Origin of the sequence: Rohdeia mirabilis (assembly GCA_007750655.1) — a bacterium.
Lineage (GTDB): Bacteria > Planctomycetota > UBA1135 > UBA1135.
Window position 1 is genome coordinate 4,704,973 of record CP036290.1, and the last position, 18,546, is coordinate 4,723,518.

At 70.9% G+C, this 18,546-nt stretch carries 11 protein-coding genes and 1 pseudogene; 8 read left to right on the forward strand and 4 right to left on the reverse strand.

Annotation, left to right across the window (positions count from 1 at the left end):
- The first annotated feature begins 53 nt into the window (after positions 1-53).
- The 5 genes from Pla163_RS17500 (at position 54) to Pla163_RS17520 (ending at position 6,883) form a co-directional block, all read left to right on the forward strand.
- On the forward strand, positions 54-2,258 hold the full coding sequence (locus tag Pla163_RS17500; protein ID WP_419186097.1) for a peptidylprolyl isomerase: 2,205 nt from the start codon (positions 54-56) through the stop codon (positions 2,256-2,258).
- A gap of 354 nt (positions 2,259-2,612) precedes the next feature.
- Entirely contained in the window at positions 2,613-3,866 is a 1,254-nt protein-coding gene (locus Pla163_RS17505) for a S1 family peptidase (protein WP_145191664.1), read from the forward strand.
- Positions 3,867-4,239: 373 nt separating this feature from the next.
- Positions 4,240-4,632: a hypothetical protein gene (locus tag Pla163_RS17510; protein WP_145191667.1), complete on the forward strand. Its 393-nt coding sequence runs from the start codon at positions 4,240-4,242 to the stop codon at positions 4,630-4,632.
- A gap of 51 nt (positions 4,633-4,683) precedes the next feature.
- Entirely contained in the window at positions 4,684-5,493 is an 810-nt protein-coding gene (locus Pla163_RS17515; protein WP_419186098.1) for a hypothetical protein, read from the forward strand.
- Between the two features lie 61 nt (positions 5,494-5,554).
- On the forward strand, positions 5,555-6,883 hold the full coding sequence (locus Pla163_RS17520) for a glycosyltransferase family 87 protein (protein WP_145191673.1): 1,329 nt from the start codon (positions 5,555-5,557) through the stop codon (positions 6,881-6,883).
- Here Pla163_RS17520 and Pla163_RS17525 read toward each other — a convergent pair.
- The 3 genes from Pla163_RS17525 to Pla163_RS17535 form a co-directional block, all read right to left on the reverse strand.
- Positions 6,835-9,312 (reverse strand): sulfatase, encoded by a 2,478-nt coding sequence (locus Pla163_RS17525; protein ID WP_145191676.1) that lies wholly within the window; start codon positions 9,310-9,312, stop codon positions 6,835-6,837. The genes Pla163_RS17520 and Pla163_RS17525 overlap by 49 nt on opposite strands.
- Positions 9,313-9,385: 73 nt before the next feature.
- Positions 9,386-11,026, reverse strand: a complete 1,641-nt coding sequence (purH, locus tag Pla163_RS17530; RefSeq protein ID WP_145191679.1) for a bifunctional phosphoribosylaminoimidazolecarboxamide formyltransferase/IMP cyclohydrolase — start codon at positions 11,024-11,026, stop codon at positions 9,386-9,388.
- A 25-nt stretch (positions 11,027-11,051) separates the two neighbouring features.
- Positions 11,052-11,933, reverse strand: coding sequence for a hypothetical protein (locus Pla163_RS17535; protein WP_145191682.1), 882 nt, complete (start codon positions 11,931-11,933; stop codon positions 11,052-11,054).
- A 54-nt stretch (positions 11,934-11,987) separates the two neighbouring features.
- Between Pla163_RS17535 and Pla163_RS17540 the strand changes: the two genes are divergently transcribed.
- Together Pla163_RS17540 and Pla163_RS17545 are read left to right on the forward strand one after the other, a co-directional pair.
- Positions 11,988-14,261: an Ig-like domain-containing protein gene (locus tag Pla163_RS17540; RefSeq protein ID WP_145191685.1), complete on the forward strand. Its 2,274-nt coding sequence runs from the start codon at positions 11,988-11,990 to the stop codon at positions 14,259-14,261.
- A gap of 251 nt (positions 14,262-14,512) precedes the next feature.
- On the forward strand, positions 14,513-16,600 hold the full coding sequence (locus Pla163_RS17545; RefSeq protein WP_145191688.1) for a sulfatase: 2,088 nt from the start codon (positions 14,513-14,515) through the stop codon (positions 16,598-16,600).
- 60 nt (positions 16,601-16,660) lie between these two features.
- Here Pla163_RS17545 and prfB read toward each other — a convergent pair.
- Positions 16,661-17,698: pseudogene (gene prfB / locus Pla163_RS17550) on the reverse strand (peptide chain release factor 2); the annotation flags it as partial.
- 111 nt (positions 17,699-17,809) lie between these two features.
- Between prfB and sfsA the strand changes: the two are divergent.
- Positions 17,810-18,541 (forward strand): DNA/RNA nuclease SfsA, encoded by a 732-nt coding sequence (gene sfsA / locus Pla163_RS17555; protein WP_145191694.1) that lies wholly within the window; start codon positions 17,810-17,812, stop codon positions 18,539-18,541.
- Positions 18,542-18,546 lie beyond the last annotated feature (5 nt).

Consider the following 18,546-nt stretch of genomic DNA (forward strand, 5'->3'; position numbering starts at 1 on the left):
AGCCCCCTCGCGGCTCCGTCCGGCCGCAGCCCAGAACAATGAGTCGAAGAAGCATGCGCGTCAGCCCCCTTCGTCCGTCGAAACTCGCCGCGGTCGCCCTGGCCTGCGCCATGGTCGCGGCGTGCGGAACGACCGGCGACCCCGAGGACACCGGCACTCGTCCGCGCGGCAGCCTGATCGCTCTGCCGACCCGCGTGGAGTTCGCGGAGATCGCGAGCCTGGAAGAAGCGCGCCGCACCGGCAGCGGGCGTCTGCTCGAGCTGCTCGTCGCCGGCGACACCCCCGTCCGCGCGCGCGCCGCCCAGGCGCTGGGGCGCATGCCGCTCGAGCGCTACGGCGTCGAGGTCACCGACGCGCTCGCGACCGCGCTCGGCGATCCGGACGCGCAGGTCCGGGCCGCCGCCGCACGCGCGCTGGGTTGGCGCGGTGACGTGACCGCGGCCGGTGCCATCGCGCTGGCCTGGGAGGACGCCGAACCCGCCGTGCGCAGCGCGTTGGTCGACGCCGCGGCGCGCATCGCCCAACGCCTGTCGAGCGAGGACCTCGAGGGCGGCCCCGACAAGAACGGAGCGGCCGAGATGGCGCGGCTCGTGATCCGCCGCCTGTACGACCCGGTCGTCGACGTGCGCGTCGAGGCCATCTCGGCCTGTGGGATGCTGCCGGTCGAAGGCCCGGTCGCCGGCGAGATCGACCGCGACCTCCTGGGCGTGCTGAGCCCGATCCGCCCGCGCGCGTCCGGTCCGCCGCTCGAGACCGAGATCTGGCTCACGCTCTACGCCCTGCAGCGCCGTCGCTCCGAGGTCGGCCGCGGCGCGTACCTCGAACACGACACGTCGCCCTACCCCGAGGCGCGCATCTTCGCGGTGCGCGGCCTGGCTCGCACGCGCTCGAGCCCGGAGGGCGTGCGCTCGCTCGAACGCGCCGCTTCCGACCCGGACTGGCGCGTGGCGGTCGAAGCCCTGCGCGGTCTCGCGACCCACGCCGACGAGAGCTCCCTGCCCAGCGTCCTCGCCGCCCTCGACAGCCGCAGCCCGCACGTGCGGCGCACCGCGTGCGAAGCGCTGCCGGCCTTCGCCGCGCAGGCCGAGAAGCTGCGCGCGCGCGCCCAGCGCGGACTGCGCGACCGCTCGTCGAGCGTGCGCAGCGCGGCCCTGGTCGCCTACGCCGAGATCTTCGGCGCGCGCGAACCGGAAGCCGTCCAACGGGAGATCGTGGCCTTCTCCGACAGCTCGGACCTCGTCGGTCGCCGCGCCGCCGGACAGGCCGCGCGTTTCCTACCGGCGCGGATCGGCGAGCCCCTGGCCGACCGCCTCCTGCTCGACCCCGAGCCCTTCGTCTCGACCATGGCGATCGAGAGCCTGGGCGAGATCGCGACCCCGAGCGCCCGCGCGCGCCTGCGCGACATCGTGGCGAACGACAGCGACAACGGTCGGCGACTGACCGCCGTCCTGGCGCTGCGAGCGACCGGCTCGCCCGAGGACGCGCCGGCTCTGATCCGGGCGGCGTCCAACGCCGTGGGCGACGTGGGTCCCGAGCTGGCGTGGAACGCGCTCGAGTCGCTGCGCGCGATCGGGAGCGCGGAAGGCGCCGGTGCGGCGGCCCTGGGCGACGGTTTCGAGGAGCTCCTGCGGACGGCGCTGCGCTCCCAGAACCCGCAGGTGCGGCTGGTCGCGCGCACGACCTGGATCGACGTCCTCGGCGAAGCGTCCCTGCCGAACGTCCCGCCCCCCACTTCGTCGCCGCGCACGATTCCGCTGCCCGGCCGCGACTACCCCGACTGGCAGCGCAACCCGCTGGTCGAGGTCGCCACGACGCGCGGGGTCATGGTGTTCGAGCTGTTCCCCGAGGACGCACCGCTGCACGTGTACTCGTTCGTCCAGCACGCGACGACCGGCCACTACGACGGAACCCTCTTCCACCGCGTGGTGCCCGACTTCGTGGTGCAGGGCGGCGACTATCGCGGCGACGGGAACGGCGGCCTGGACTGGCGCGGCACGTCGCTGCGACACGAGTTCACCCCGCGGAAGTTCCTGCGCGGTTCGCTGGGCATGCCGCGCAACGAATGGGTCGACTCGGGCGGCAGCCAGATCTTCGTGACGCACCGCCCGACCCCGCACCTGGACGGCAACTACACCCTCTTCGGGCGCATGGTCCAGGGCTTCGACGTCCTCGACGCCATCGAAGAGGGCGACCGGATCGTCTCGACGCGGTTGCTCGACGCGAGCGCGGCGGTCGAGCGCTTCGGCGCGGGACGCTAGTGGTGTGATTCGCTCCGTCGCGGCACTTCGGCGTTCCGTTCGGGATCCGATGCGTGGCACGGGCGACTCGCCCCCACTCGGGCGCGTACCGGGCCCGCGAGTCATGAAGGAGGCCTGACGCAGCAGCGCGCCGGCACGGGGCGCTGCCGACACGGGGCGAATCCGGGCCTCGCGGGAGTGAATCACCCCACCAGGCGGCGGGCCGGCCGACCCGGCCACCCCGAGCGACGCAACTCCTGACGGCGTACGGCCGGCCGCGGGGTTTCGCGGGCCCGGCTCAAGATCCGCCCGCGCGCGGCGCCGAAAGGGCCGAGTCCGGGTGGGTCCCTCCATCTTCCACCTGGCTCATCGCCCATGTGGAAAGCGTCCCTTCTCATCGTCGTCGCAGCCGGTCTGTCGGCCGGAGCCTGGTGGCTCGGTCGCGCCGAGCGCGAAGCCCTCGAACAACGTCTGGTCGCGCTCGAGGTCCTCGACGTGTCCGACGCGCAGATCTCGCGTGGCCACATCGGGCAGGTGCGGCAGCTCGAGGAACGCCTGGGTGAGTTGGTCGAGGTCGGCGATCTGGTCGAACGGGATCGCGACGAGGTCTTCGGACGCATCGGCATCACCGAGGCCAACCTCGCCGAGCTGGCGGCCGAGCTCGACCTGCGCGAGCGGCGGATCGAGGAGCTGGAACAGGCCCAGCGCACCATTCTCGAGGACCTGCTCGCCGAGCAGCTCGGCGCGGCCGAGCGCGAGCGCGCCGAGCTCACGCTCGAACTGGCCGAGACGCGCGCCGAACTCGAAGCGGCGATCACTCGCGAGCGCGAGCAGTTCGTGGCCCTCGAACGTCGGCTCGAGGACAGTCGGGCCGCGCGCGCGGAGGAGGATCCCGAGATCCTGTGGCGCCGGTTCATGGGCCCCGTCGTGCAACTCGCCGGTGACATCAGCGTCGGCAGTGGAACGCTGCTGCGCTCGCAGCCGATCCCGGGTCGCGACCACGCCTGGCGCACCCATCTCTTGACCGCGTGGCACGTCGTGCGCGACATGCAGGACGATCCGCGTCAGCCGGTGACGCCGATCCCGGTCCGCATCTACCTCGAGGACGGCCGCCACCGCGACGAGATCGCGCACGTCGTCGTCCGCCACGAAGCGATGGACGTCGCGTTGCTCGAGCTCGACACGACGGTGCCGGTCGCCGAGGGCGCGCTCCTGCCCCAACGCGAGACGATGGCCGCCGCGCGCACGTTCCACGCGATCGTGGCCGTCGGTTGCCCGCTCGGAACGGACCCGATCCCGACGCGCGGCCAGGTCGCGTCGACCGCTCACACGGTGGACGGACAGCGCTACTGGATGATCAACGCGCCGACCTACATCGGCAACAGCGGCGGTGCGGTCTTCGACGAGAACACCGGCGAACTGCTGGGCGTGTTCTCGAAGATCTACAACCACGGAACCCTGCGCCCGACGATCGTTCCGCACATGGGCCTCGTCACGCCGATGGACGACATCTACGGCTGGCTCGAGACCTGCGGCTGGGGCGTCGACGGCGAGGGCCTCTTGATGGCGCTCGACAAGGGCACAGCGCCGAAGGCCGAGCGCGCGGCCGTCGCCACGTCGCGCGAGTGAGGGCGGCAGCCGGCGCCCTCGAACGCACGGGCTCGCCCGCCGAAGGTCGGACCGATTTCTCGTTCGAATTCGTAGCGGCGCCGAGGGCCGCTGGGCGAGCGCGACACCGAGCCACTCGCGACCACCGCCCTCGGCCGGGCCCTCCTAGGAAGTCGTAAATCGTTGATCGGCGCCCAGATGGCCGCTGAACCCAGCAGGCGACTTGTCTGCTGCACAATTCTTGGGTTCGCGGGAGCCGAACGCGGAGCGCTGTCGGCGCCCACCCGCCGGCCTTGACGGAACTCCTGGACCCGCATAGCGTCGGGACGAAGAAGCGTGGCCGGGGCTCTTGGTGTCCGCGGTACGCACGAGCTCTTCTCCTCTCCGAAGCTCCATGCGACTCAAGTTCCTGGCACTCGCCGCTGCCTTCCTGGTCGTCGGTCCGTCCCACGCGTCCGCCCCCTCCGAGACGATCCTCTACGAGTGTGGCGAGCAGGTCACCATTCTCGACAGCGCTCGCCTTCGGACGAAGGTCACACCGGTGTTCGCGGCGTCGCACGGAACGACGCCCGACGACATGGCGCTGCACGAGTTCCTCGTGCGCCAGCGCTATCTCGAGGACGTCGAGTGTGTCGACGAGTGTCCGAACGGCCCGGCCAGCACCTGCCAGCCCGGTGCGATCTTCACCTACGACCACGCGGCGGGCGCCTGGGGCATCCCGTCGGGCGACTACGTCGTCACGTTCACGGGCGTCGAGATCGTGCGCGGTTGCAGCGACTGCCTGTGAGCCGAACCGGCGCGGGCCACCGATCCGTTCCATGATCCACGGACGCGACCGATGATGCACCGCACGAAGACCCTCACGATCCTCGCCGCCGCGCTGGCCCTCACGGGCGCCTTCACCGTCGGCCGCCTCACCGCGCCCGTGGCCGAAGCTCCCGGACCGAAGTGGCTGGCACCGACGCCCGACGTCGGCGCCGTGCTGCCCGAACCGGAGGTCCAGCTGGCGCACGACCGACGTGCGTTGGTCGCGGACGTCGAGCGGCCGGGCGGTCCCGACCTCTCCGCCGGAGCCGTCGAAGGGCCGGCCGTGACCGAAGCGGAGGAGGAGCTCGGTGCGCTCGCCCAGCGCTATCCGCTGCTCGTCGGCCTGGTCGAGTTCGACGACGTTCCGTTCGCCGAGGTCGATCTCGACGAGCTGCGCGGACTGGAGTTCATGCACCTTCTGCGCAGCGTTCGCGCCGCCGCGGCGACGGAGGAAGCGGCTGCGATCGCCGCGATCCCCGAACCACTGCGCCGGACCGTCTCGCGCAGCGTGGCGGAGAGTGAGATCGCGAACGGACCCGAGGTCTACTTCGCGAAGCTCCCCACGACGAAGGCCGCCGCCTTCGGCTCCGCCACCTACGTCGAGCTGACCGAGGACCTCACGCCGGTCCTCCGCCAACTGCGCGACCTGTCGGTCGAGGTGCACACGCACCCGGCCTACGAGACCTACAAGCTCGGCTGGGCCGGCCACTGCGAGGAGACGCGCACGCCGCTCCCCATCGTCGAGTGGAGGGCCGAGAAGTGGGGCGCGCGGCTGGTCGGGTACGACGCCGCGGGGACGGTGCTCGCGACGAGCGACTCGAAGTGGCTCGGGATGCCGTAGGGTCCGGCGCGGACGTGCGGCCGGCGACCGATCAGGTGCGCCGCACCCGTCCCACCGACCCATGCAGCGCTACGGCTTCGTCGCCCTCGGACTCGTCCTCGCGATCCTGACCCTCGTCCGCGTCGCCGACAAGGCGCAGCGCGGCAAGCAGGCGCTGATCAAGTGGACGCCGCAGCTCGAGCAGCTGGTCGAAGGTCGCGACGTCTACGAGCGCTCGGACTCCGGACTGGTGCGGACCGAGGGCGCGGCGAAGGACGGAACGAGCGCCGAGGGCTTTCCGACGCCGCCGATCTCGGGGCTGCTGCTGGCGCCGTTCGCGCAACTGGGCCCCGTCCCCGGCAGCCTGGCGTTCGCGGCCCTCAAGATCGTGCTGGCGAGCTTCGCTCTGACGGTGGCGCTCGCGATCGCGTTCGAGCCCGGCCGCGCTCCGACGGTCGCGGCGCTGCTCGTGCTCGCGGGCGTCTTGCGCGTGTGGTCGTCCGACCTGGCGCACGGCAACACGAACCTGCTGGTGCTCGGTGCGATCGCCGCGGCGCTGCTCGCCTGGCACCGCCGCATGGAGGCGCTCGGCGGACTGTGGATCGCGCTGGCCGCGGCGCTGAAGGTCACGCCGCTGCTGCTGCTGGCCCTGCCGCTCGCGCGCCGCAGCCGAGCCGGCCTGATCGGGTTCGGCGCTGGCTGCGTCTTCTTCCTGGTCGCGGTGCCCGGTGCGATGCTCGGACCGACGACGGCGCTCGAGCTGCTCGGTGCGTGGGGCCGCCAGATGTTCCTGCCCTACCTCGAGGGGCGCGAGCTGACCCTGCTCGTGACCGAACACACCAACCAGTCGCTGCTCGGCGTCCTCGCGCGCTGGTTCACCGACGCGACGGCGATCGAAGCGCGGCCCGACGTCTGGGCGAAGGACCTCGGCATCGGCGTCGCGCACCTCTCGGCGGACGCGCTGCACTGGCTGCATCGCGTGCTCGCGCTCGGCGTCCTCGGCATCAGCGTGCTCGCCCTGCGGCCGTTCGCGCGCGGTGACGAGTCGGCGGATCGCGACGCGGACGGGGGCGCGACCCTGCGCGCGTTCGCGATCCTGTGCCTCGCGATGCTGCTGCTCAGCGAGCGCTCGTGGAAGCAGCACTACGTCGTGCTCGTGTTCCCGCTCGCCCACCTGGTGAGCATCGCGTGGCTCGCGGTCGGCGCCCGTCGCGCGTGGGCGGTCGCGGCGTTGGCGACGAGCGCGCTCCTGCACGGCCTGACCGGCTCGGGCACGCTCGGCGACCGCGGCAGCGACCTGGCCGAGGCCTACGGCGCCTGGTTCCTGGGCGCGGTCGTGCTGTGGGTCGCGTGTATCGCGCTTCAGCGACCGTCCGAGTCCGTCGGCGCGCCTTCGCCCGGTTCGAGATAGCCGAGCGCTTCGAGCCGCGCGCGCACGGTGTCGGAGATCGACGGCGGCCGCACGGCGCGCGATGCGCTGGCCTGCGCCGCCTCTCCCTTCGCGCGTTCGGCGAGGCGCACCGCCTCCAATCGCTCGCGCGCGGCGACGTCGGGAGCTTCCGCACCCGGGGCCACGAGGTCGTGCGCCTCGAGCGGATCGTCGCGCCAGCGGTAGACCTCGCGGAACTCGCCGACGAGCGGTTCGAAGACCGCGCGCTTCACCTCGGGCCGCTCCGAGAACCACGCGGCGTACTTCGCGGTCGACCACCACGTCCCGACCAACTCCGGCGCCGTGCGCTCGAGATGCCCCTCGGGCATGCGCGGGTGGCGCAGGATGGTCTGGTAGGACGACGAGGTCGGCACGGACCAGATCAACTTGTCGCCGCCGTCGAGCACGGCCTCCTGGTCGCCGATGCCGCCGCGCGCGTAGATCGGAGCGGCATCGAGCTCGGCCCCACCCATCGCGGCCGCGAGCGAGCGACCGTGCAGGTCCGGCGGAACCGGCAGACCTGCCAGCTCGAGCACCGTCGGCATCAGGTCGACGAGTTGCACCGGCGTCGTGATGCGCCGTCCTCCGTGCTCGCCGCCCGGGAGCCTGACGATCAGTGGCACGCGCAGCACCTCGTCGTAGAGCGTCCCGTGGTCGAACCAGTAGTCGTGTTCGCCGACCGCCTCGCCGTGGTCCGAGCTGAGGATCACGATCGAGTTCTCGAGCAGACCGCGCCGATCGAGCCAGGCGTACAGCCGTCCGAAGTAGTCGTCGACCTCGGCGATCTTCTCGTCGTAGGCGTTGGCGTAGGGCTCGGAGAGCAGCGTCTCGGTCGGCGGGCCGATGCCCTTTCGCTCGGCCCAGGCCACGTACTCGGGGATCACGCCGAACACGTGCTGTTGGTCGAATCCGACCGGAACACGGCGCTGCGGGTCGTAGAGACCGTCGCCGTCCCACCGGCCGCGGTAGCGCCAGCGCGTGAAGTACGGACCGTGGGGGTCCATCGGCTGGAGCAGCGCGAAGAACGGCGAGTCGCGCTGCGCCATCCACTCCAGCGCGAGCGGCAGGATGTGCGCGAACCCGCCATCGGTGTCGGACAGGTAGATCTCGGCCGCGCTCGTGTCGAAGACGTCGAAACCCTGGTCCATGCCCATGCCCGCGCTGACCCACGGATTGTCGAGCCAGGCCGCGGTGGCGTACCCGGCCGAACGCAGCGCTTCCGCCCAGGTCCAGCGGCTGGCGGCCAGGTGGTTCGTCTCCCAGGCCTGCGGTTCGGCGACGCCCTTCGCGCGGATCTCGTGCGCGTTCGGGTACAGGCCCGTGAACTGCGAGAGGTAGCTCGGCGCGGTCCACGGCGCGTTGGCCATGGCGGCCTCGAAGAGCACGCTCTCGGCGGCGAACCGATCGATGTGCGGCGTCGTCTCGCGCGGGTAGCCGTAGCAGGACAGGTGCTTGGCGGCGAGCGTGTCGACCGAGACGAAGACCACGTTGGGTCGGGTCGGCCTCGCGCCCTGCTGCGGACGCGCGGCGTCGAGGGGCAGCGCGCGCAGGTCGTCGATCACGACCGCGCCGTCGCCCGACCACTCGAGCCGCAGTGATCCGGTCGCGTCGGCGAAGGCGCGCGAACGCTCGGGCAGCGATCCCTCCCAGGCGATCACGCCGTTCTCGGGCAGGAGGACCACGGGCTCGGCGTCGATGAGGACGCGGCTGTCCGTGGTGTCGAGCGCGCCGAACGTCAGGGCCAGGGCGCCGTCGACGCCGTCCTTCACGCGACCCGACAGCACCAGTCGGCCCGCGTTCGGTCCGCCGATGTGGTAGAGCGCGCCCGTGCCCGGCTCGAGTTCGAGGCCCTCGCGGCTGGCGTGCGCGAGTCTGGGCTCGGCCCACTCCACGGCGCCCAACGCGAACCCGACGCGGCGCTCGTCCGCGATGTCGTAGTCGCGCGGCGCGGGCACGACCACCGTGCTCGCGACCGAAAGTTCGAGCAGGTTCTCGCCGCCGTTCCAGACTTCGGGAGGTGTGTCGAACTCGTGCCAGGCCGAGCCCTCCGACAGATCGACCGTGCCGAGGTCGTGGTCGCCGAGACGCAGGTTCAGCTGCTTCGCGCCACCCGGCGCCCGCTTCGCCCGCACGCGCAGCACGCGCCCGCGACCGTCGTCGAGCGTGTTGAGGATCAGCTGCGCGCGACGGCCGCGGCTCCAGGCCAGGCCGTCCTCGACGTCCGCGTACCACGCCCCCTCGCCGCCGTCGCCGAAGCCGCGACCGTCGATCGGCGCCAGTCGTCCGTGCTCCTCGAACAACGCGTCGGGAGCGCGCACGAACAGCGACCCCGCGGGCAGCGGATCGTCGCCGCATCCGCCGAGGGGGACGGCGACGAGCAGCAGCAGGAGCGTGGTGTGGAGAGCGCGCACGGCGGTCGGGTCGAGGACTCGTTCGGCGGAGGGGTCGGATCCGGAATTGTTCGCCCGGGATCCCGCGTCCCGCCTAGTGACGGAAGTGTCGCTGTCCGGTGAAGACCATCGCGACCCCGCGCGCGTCGCAGGCGGCGATCACGTCCTTGTCCTTCTTCGACCCGCCCGGCTGCAGGAAGGCGGCGACGCCCGCATCCATCGCGAGCTCGGGACCGTCGGGGAACGGGAAGAACGCGTCGGACGCGAGGACCGAACCCTTCACGCGCGGACCGGCCTTCTCGATCGCGATCTTCACGGAGTCGACGCGGCTCATCTGGCCGGCCCCGACGCCGACGACGCGCGTGCCTTCGGCCAGGACGATGGCGTTCGACTTGACGTGCTTGCAGACCGCGTTCGCGAAGACGAGCGAGCGCAGCTGCTCGGGCGTCGGTTCGGTCTCGGTCACCACGCGGCAGTCGTCCTCACCCTCGAGCGCGAGGTCCGCGTCCTGGACCAGCCAACCGCCGCTGACGGGGACGGCCCGACGGCGCGCGCGCCCCGGCGAATCGGGCCCGACGGCGTCGACCTCGACCAGGCGCACGTTCTTGCCCCAACGCGGCACCGTCTGCAGGTGCGTCAGCGCGTCGGCGGCGAAGCCCGGCGCGACGATCGCCTCCACGAAGCGATTCTCCGCCGTCAGGAAGCGCGCCGTGGCCAGGTCGACCTCGCGGTTGAAGCCGAGGACCGATCCGAAGGCGCTGATCGGGTCGCCGGCCCAGGCATCCTTGATCGCGCGCTCGAGCGTGTCCGCCGAGGCCGCGCCGCACGGGTTGTTGTGCTTGAGCACGCAGGCGAACGGTTCGGTGAACTCCGACGCCAGCGCGAGGGCCGCGTCGAGGTCGACGAAGTTGTTGTACGAGAGCTGTTTCCCGCCCAGCACGCGCGCGCCGGTCAGCGTGGCGCCCGATGCGTCGGGCGAACGGTAGATCGCGGCGCTCTGGTGCGGGTTCTCGCCGTAGCGCAGCACGCTGGCCAGTTCCGCCTGCGACGACCACAGGACGTCGACGCCGTCCCCCTCCTCGTCCGCGCTCGCGACGGCGCCCTCGCTGTCGCCGTCCGAGTAGCGCGCGTCGAGCTCGTCGCCGAGCGCGCCGCGCAACCAGGTCGAGATCGCCGCGTCGTAGCGCGCCGTGAGTTCGAAGGCCTTGAGCGCGAGCCGCTTCGCGGTGGCCTCGCTGATCGTGCCGGACTTCCGGAGTTCGGCGAGCAGCGGCTCGTAGTCGGCCGGATCGGTCACGACCACGACGTGGCGGTGGTTCTTGGCCGCCGAACGCACCATCGACGGCCCACCGATGTCGATCTGCTCGATCGCGTCCGCGTACTCCACGTCGGGCTTCGCGACCGTGTCCTCGAACGGGTACAGGTTCACGCACACCAGATCGATGCCTTGGATCCCGTGCTCGCGCATCGACGCCACGTGGTCCGCGTCGTTGCGCAGCGCCAGGATCCCGCCGTGGACCTTCGGGTGGAGGGTCTTCACGCGGCCGTCCATCATCTCGGGGAACCCGGTGTAGGAGGCCACGTCCTGCACCTGGATGCCGGAACGGGCGAGGAGGGCGTGCGTTCCGCCGGTCGAGAGCACCGTCACGCCGCGTTCGGCGAGTCCGCGTGCGAAGCCCTCGATGCCGGCCTTGTCGGAGACGCTGATCAGCGCGCGCTTGATCGCGATGGGCATGGATGGAGCGCGGCGGACCGCGGCGTCACAGGTAGTAGGTGAGCGTGAGGAAGCCGATGAGGCCCTCGGGGTAGACCTGGCCGTCGACGTTGTTCGGATTCGTTCCGCCGAGACCGTCGGGGATGTTCAGGACCAGCGTGTCGTCGCTGGAGTCGAGCGGCCACTCGTAGAACGCGCCGAACTCGAACGAGATGCGGTCCGAGATCAGGTAGCTGAGTCCGCCGACCAGGCCGAGCGTGAAGTACGAGTCGCCGTTCAGCGTCACGCGCTCGACGAAGCCGGGCGCGTAGGTGACCGTCGCGTCGAGCTCGACCTGGTCCACGTAGCCCAGGTCCGCGCCGAGGAACGCCTTCCAACGCCCGTCCTCACCGAGCGGGTCGGTGAAGAAGCGCGAGCTGAACAGGTAGTGGTAGGTCGTGTAGTCGTCGCCGTCGATGTCGCTCGACAGCGGCCGCACCACCTCGGGATCGAACGTGCGCTGCTCGACGATCGCGCCGAGCGCGACGTTCGAGTTGAGGAAGTACTGGTACTTCAGCGCGAAGCCGCCCGTCGGATCCAGGTCCGTCGTGTCGGTGCCGGATCCGAGGTCGGGGGTTCCGTTGCGGTCCTGCAGTCGGACCTCGGCTTCGTAGAGGGCCCAACCGGTCGAGACACCGAGACTGTGTGCGCCGGCGTCGGCGTTCTCCCACGGGTCGCCGTCGAGGGGTTGCGAGACGAGGGCGCAGCCGGGGGCGACGAAGGCCGCCGCGAGCGCGAGCAGCGACGCCAGCGAGCGGTTGCGCGAACGGCGTCGAGAACCACCGCGCGCGGGCGCGAGCGACGTCGTTCTCGGGGCCGCTTCGGACTCCTGAGCGCTGGCGTCCGCGCTCTCGAGGGAGGCGACGGTGGAGCGGTGATCGGGCTGCATAGCGAGGGGCGCGCGTCCGGCTCGGGACGGGGCGTCGATGGTAGCATCGGCCGGATGAGCAGGAGCCAGCGAGAGCCGGAAGGGCGCGTGGAGCACGGATCGGGCGAAACGACGAAGGGACGGCGCGCGCGGTCGATGTTCGCACGGACGCTCGCCGAACCGTCGAACACGCAGGTCTCGTCCAGGTCGGTCCTGGGCGCGGCGGCGCTGTGCATCGCCGGCCTGGCCGCGGGGTGCGCGAAGAGCAGCGACGTGCGCACGACGGTCATCCGCACGACGGCGATCTACTCGCCGACCACGGGCGACATCCCGGTCCCGAACGACCTCTTGTTCGCCGGCTCGACCGACGGAACCCTCGCGCTCCCCCTGCCCACCGACCCCGCCGAGCAAGGACCGACGCTGGCCCTGAACGGACTCGATGGCTGGTCGACGACCGCGGTGATGCGCGTTCCGTTCAGCCTCGACGTCGATCTCTCGACACTGGTCGCGGGCACGACCGTGCGAGTGTTCGAAGTGGCGCTCCAGCCGATCCCCGGGCTCCTGCGCGGCGCACCGGTCCAGTCGGTGACGCGCGAACTCGCGACGTCGGAGTACACGATCGGCCTCGCGCCGGAATCGGACGCGACGCTGACGATCGCGCCGACCGCGCCGCTCGAGCCGGAAACCTCGTACATGGTCGTGATCACCGACGACGTGCAGGGGACCGACGGTTTCCCGGTGATGCGCAGCATCGTCTACCAGCTCGCGGCGCAGACGGCTGTCCTGCCCGACAGCGACCCGCTGCGACCCTTGCAGCGCCAGATCCTGGCCATGCACTCGGCGGCCGACGGCGCCGGCGTCGATCCGGACGACATCGTCCTGTCGTTCGCGTTCACCACCCAGTCCCAGGGCGGCGTGATCGGCTCGCTGCGGCAGATCGCCCAGGGCGACGAGGCGACGCTGATCGGCTCGGTCTGCGCGGCGAACCCGGAACTCGTCTGCACCGACACGACGCCGAGCCCGTTCTCGACCACCTCGCTCGTGTTCGACACGACGGCGCTGGGCGACACGGCGACCTTGATCGGCTCGACCGGTGACGCCGACGTGTACGAGGGCGCTCTGACCCTGCCGTACTACCTCGAGAGCGCCGGGGACGTGGCCACGCCGACCACGCTGAACACGGACACGACACCGCGCGAGACGACGTTCCGCGCGCGCTATCCGTTCGGCGCCGGGGACACCGACCTGGCCGTCACGGGCTTCAACCCGCTGCCCGAAGCGCGCGAGCAGCAGACGGTTCCCGTGCTCCTGACCGTCCCGACGGGCGCCAAGCCCGTGGGCGGGTGGCCGGTCGTCATCTACCAGCACGCGATCACCGCCGACCGGTCGACGCTGTTCGGCATGGCCGACCGCCTCGCGGTCAGCGGCTTCGCGGCCGTCGCGATCGACCTGCCGCTGCACGGCGTCGAGTCGGGCGGGACCTTCGACTTCATCTTCGCCGGCCACCAGGACGGTCAGGTGCGCGAGCGGCACTTCGGGCTGGACCTGCTCGACAACGCCACGGGCGCGGCCGGCCCCGACGGGCTCCTGGACTCGAGCGGCGCGCACTTCATCAACCTCGCGAGCCTGCGCACGTCGCGCGACAACGTCCACCAGGCGGTCGCCGATCTGTTCGCGCTGACCGCGTCGCTCGACGGCGCCGACTACGACGGCGTGGCGGACGACGACTTCGACACGTCGCAGCTGTACTTCGTCGGGCACTCGCTGGGCGCGATCGTCGGCTCGCTGTACCTCCAGCAGTCGCCCGAGATCATCGCGGCCGTGCTCGCCATGCCGGGCGGTGGACTCGCGCGCGTGCTGGCCGATTCGCCGAGCTTCGGCCCGCAGATCACCGCCGGACTCGCGGCGGCGGGCATCTTCACCGGCACGCCCGAGTACGAGGCCTTCCTGTTCGCCGCACAGACCGTGCTCGACGACGCGGACCCGATCAACTACGCCGCCGGACTGAAGCAGAGCGACAAGCCCGTGCTGCTGTTCGAGGTGGTCGGCGACGACATGGCGATGCCCGTGAACCTGCCCGATCAGACGATCCTGAACTCGATCCCTGGCGCACCGCTGTCGGGGACCGAACCGTTGATCACGGCGCTCGACCTGACCTCGATCAGCGCGAACGCCATGGACGCCACCGGCCTGCGCGGCGTCGTGCGCTTCACGGACGGCGACCACACGTCGCTGATCGTCCCGTTCACGTCGGTCGCGGTGACCTTCGAGATGCAGAACATGGCCGTCGAGTTCTTCAGCTCGAACGGGCAGATGGTCTCGGTGGTCACGCCGTCGGTCGTGCAGTAGCCCGGTCGGTCGCGGCGGCGCGCCGGTCTCGAGGTTCGAGGCCCGCCCCGCCCCTGCGCGCCTCGTTCGAGGCCGTCCTCCCACATCGTCCCGAGTGCTCCTCGCCCCACTCCTCCGACAACCAAGAGGTCGTTCTGAAGCGCGCCCGCACGAACTCTCGACGTACCCTCCCGTTCACATCGGCACTGGCTCGGATCGCGATCGCCACGGGGCTGACCGCGTCGCTCGCCGGCTGTGACGCCGACGTTCCGGTGGATCCGGCCGAGCTGAACGCGGACGTGCGCTGGATCCACCTGCTGGAGGGCTACGAGCCCGACCTCGAGCAGATGCCGGACGTGGTCGCGCGCGGTGTCGGTTGGGTCGCGCGCCTCGAGAACGTGGGCGGGAAGCTGTGGCTGCGCGTCGAGTACTCGAGCGAGGCGTGGGAGGCGACGCCGATCCCCGGAGCCTGGTCGGCCCCGCGCGTGGTGCCCAGTTCCGCCATCTCACTGGGATCGACGGTGGTCGCCTACGCCGACGAACTCGAGCTGACGCGGATCGCCAGCTCGGACGAGGCCGTCCTGCGCCGCGACCTGACCGACGTGTTCACGTTCGTCGGCGACGACTTCGTCATCCGCGCCGATGCGGACGGCGGACCACCGAGCTCCGCCGTTCTGATGACCAGCTCGCCGCTGGGACGCCCGGACGGAGCGCGTTGGTTCGTCGAGTCCGGGCGTTTCGCGGGCAACGGCTTGATGGTGCTGCCCGGCTCCGACGAGTCGTTCTCCATCGCTGGCGGAGTCGAGCGCGATCTGTCGTTCGGGTACTTCGCGACGGCGATGGAGGGATCGACCGAGCCACTGAAGATGAAGATCCGCCAAGACGGCGACGTGATCTGGGAGCGCTCGATCGACGTCGATGCACTGGGTGCGTTCGGCATCCTCGAGCACGACCGCGTGGCGTTGCGCGACTCCACGGGCAGCACACAGCTGTCCTTCGAGGTCACCGGCGGACTGGCCTATTCGGGCTTCGCCTCGCCGGTCGTCGGCCCCCGCGTCGATCCGAAGGCTCCTTCCGCCACGCTGGACGGACGCCCCAACCTGGTGCTGTTCGTCGCGGACACGCTGCGCGCGGACACGTTCGAGCTCTATCGCTCGCTCGCCGACTCACCGACCGACTACGAATGCGTCGCGCTCGAGGCACTGGCGGACCGCTCGACCGGGTTCCTGAACTCGTGGTCCACGAGCACGTGGACGTTGCCGGCGCACGCCTCGATGTTCACGTCGCTGCTGCCGGCCCAGCACGGGGCGTACCACCCGTTGGGTCCCCTCGAGCGGACGGCGCAGACGTTGGCCGAGACGCTGCGCAGTGCCGGCTATCGCACGGTCGCCGTCACCGACGGTGGGTTCGTGACTGCGGCGTTCGGCCTCGCCCAGGGCTTCGAGCTGTTCGATCAGTACCCCGAGATCACCGATCGCTCGCTCGACCGCGCGCGCCACGTCCTCGAGACGGGTGACGGGCGTCCGACGTTCCTGTTCGTCCAGACCTACTACCCGCACGCTCCTCTGGAACCCAGCGCCGCGGCCCAGACGCGCGTGGGTCTGGGGGACGAGCCGACACCGCTCTCGGACATCGATCAGGCTTCGCGCGAACTGGCCGCACTGTCCAGGGACGGACGCGCGACTCGCGACCTCGAGTCCGCCGTCCTCATCAGGAGCCTGTATCGCGCCCAGGTCCTGGACTTCGACGACGAGTTCGGCATGTGGATCGACGAGTTCGCGCGCTACGGCTGGGAAGGCAACTCGCACCTGTTCTTCACGAGCGACCACGGCGAGCCCTTCGGAGACCACAACCAGATCGTCCACGGCGGCGAGCCCTGGGAGAGTCAGACCCGCGCGCCCCTCTTCTGGTCGGGGCCCGGCGTCGATCCCGGCGTGCGCAACGACGTGGCCTCGGGCATCGACCTGGCGCCGACGTTCGCAGGACTCGCGGACACGCGCGTGCCCGAGGCCTGGCGCGGGCGCGATCTCGCGGACGTCGACCCCACGGCACTCGCATGGGCGCACGTCGTGGCGTCGGCCAGCGGTGACCACGACGGGCTCGTGCTCATGGACCGCAGGAGCAAACTCTTCGCCCACTCGGATCGCGGCGAACGCCTGGGCTTCGACCTCGCGGACGACCCGGACGAGGAACACGAGTTGGACCCGCTGGACGCGACCTGGCCCACGAGTCTCACCGCGACGTTCGAGGCCCGCGAGAGCGAGGCGCGCACCTCGATCCTCCCGCCGGCGCAGATGAAGGACGCCTCGCCCGAGCTCCTGAAGCACCTGCGCGCGATGGGCTACCTCGACGAGGAGTGACCGGCGAGGAGTGACCGGCCGAGAGGCGGGGGGCTGGGGCGCGGGGCGGCGCCGACAGCCCTACGCCTTCCGACTGCGCAGGTAGGCCTGCATGAAGTCGTCGATGCCGCCGTCGAACACGGCCTGCACGTTGCCCTTCTCCTCGCCCGTGCGGTGGTCCTTGACCATCTGGTACGGGTGCACGACGTACGAGCGGATCTGGTTGCCCCAGGCGATCTCGCCCTTCTCGCCGTAGAGCTTGGACATCTCGGCGTCGCGCTGTGCCTCCTGCATGGCGATGATCTTCGCCTTGAGCAGCATCAGCGCCATCGCGCGGTTCTTGTGCTGCGAGCGCTGGTCCTGACAGCGCACGACGATCCCGGTCGGGATGTGCGTCATCCGCACCGCCGACTCGGTCTTGTTCACGTGCTGGCCGCCGGCACCGCCCGCGCGCATCGTGTCGACCTTGATGTCGGAGTCGGGGATGTCGAGCTTGGCGTCGTCCTCGAGCTCGGGCGTGACGTCGACACTCGCGAACGAGGTCTGGCGGCGCGCCTGGGCGTCGAACGGCGAGATCCGCACCAGGCGGTGCACGCCGACCTCGGCCTTCAGGTAGCCGAACGCGTACTCGCCCTTCACGTGGATCTGGGCCGAACGGATGCCAGCCTCGTCCTCGTGACTGATCTCGACCTCTTCCACGTCGTAGCCGCGCGATTCGGCCCAACGCGTGTACATGCGCAGCAGGATCTCGGCGAAGTCGCAGGCGTCGACGCCGCCGGCTCCCGCGCTGATCGCGACGTAGGCGCCGTTCGCGTCGTGCTCGCCGCCGAGCATCTGCTGGAACTCGAGCGTCTCGAGGTCCTTCTCGATCGACTCGCCGGTGGTGGTGAGGTCGTCGACGACGCCGTCGGAGTCCTCCTCACCCATTTCGAGCAGGAGCCCGATCTCCTCGAGGTGCGTCTCGACACGGCGCACCGGCTCGACGAACAGGCGCAGCGTCTTCGCTTCCTTGACGACCGTCTGCGCACGGTCGGAGTCGTTCCAGAAGTCGGGCGACTCCTGGAGACGGGTCAGTTCGTCGTAGCGTTCTGAACGGCGGGCATAGTCAAAGACCCTCCTTCAGCTGCTGCAGCCGGGCCAGAGACGCTTTGGAGAGATCCCGGAAGTCGCTGAGGTTCGCCATGGGGCGAGGAGGATAGCAGGCCGCGAGCGTGGTACAAGGTCGGCGACATGCGCATCGACCAACCGCTCGTGGAAGGGAAGCTCGTCCGGCGTTACAAGCGCTTCCTGACCGACGTCGAACTGCCGTCCGGCGAGGTCCTCGTGGCCCACTGCCCGAACACCGGGAGCCTGCTCGGTTGCAAGGAGGAGGGCTCGCCGGTGTGGCTGCGGGACACCCAGGACCCGAAGCGCAAGCTGCGCCACTCCTGGCAGGCGGTGAAGGTCGGCGAGACCTGGGTCAACGTGGATACGAACCTGCCGAACAAGGTCGTCGCCGAGGCCCTGCGCGACCGCAGGATTCCGGGACTGGACGGCTACGACACCGTCCGCACCGAGGTGAAGTACGGCACGAACAGCCGCATCGACGTGCTGCTCGAGGACTCCGCCGGCGCGCTCCCGCCCTGCTACGTCGAGGTCAAGAACACGACTCTCGCCGACGGCGGCGTGGCGCGTTTCCCGGACGCCGTCACGACCCGGGGCCTCAAGCACCTGGGCGAGCTCGAGCAGGTGGTGAAGGACGGCGCGCGCGCGGTGCAGTTCTTCTTCGTCAGTCGCGGCGACGTCACGAGCTTCGAACCGGCCGGGGACATCGACCCGGACTACACGGCCGGACTCGTCAGCGCGGTGAAGGGCGGCGTCGAGGTCGTGGCCTGGTCCACGCGCGTCCTGCCCGACGCGCTCGAGCTGGACCGCCCGCTGGAAGTGCGCGTCGACGGCAACGTCGTGGCTCCGCTCGCCTGAATCCC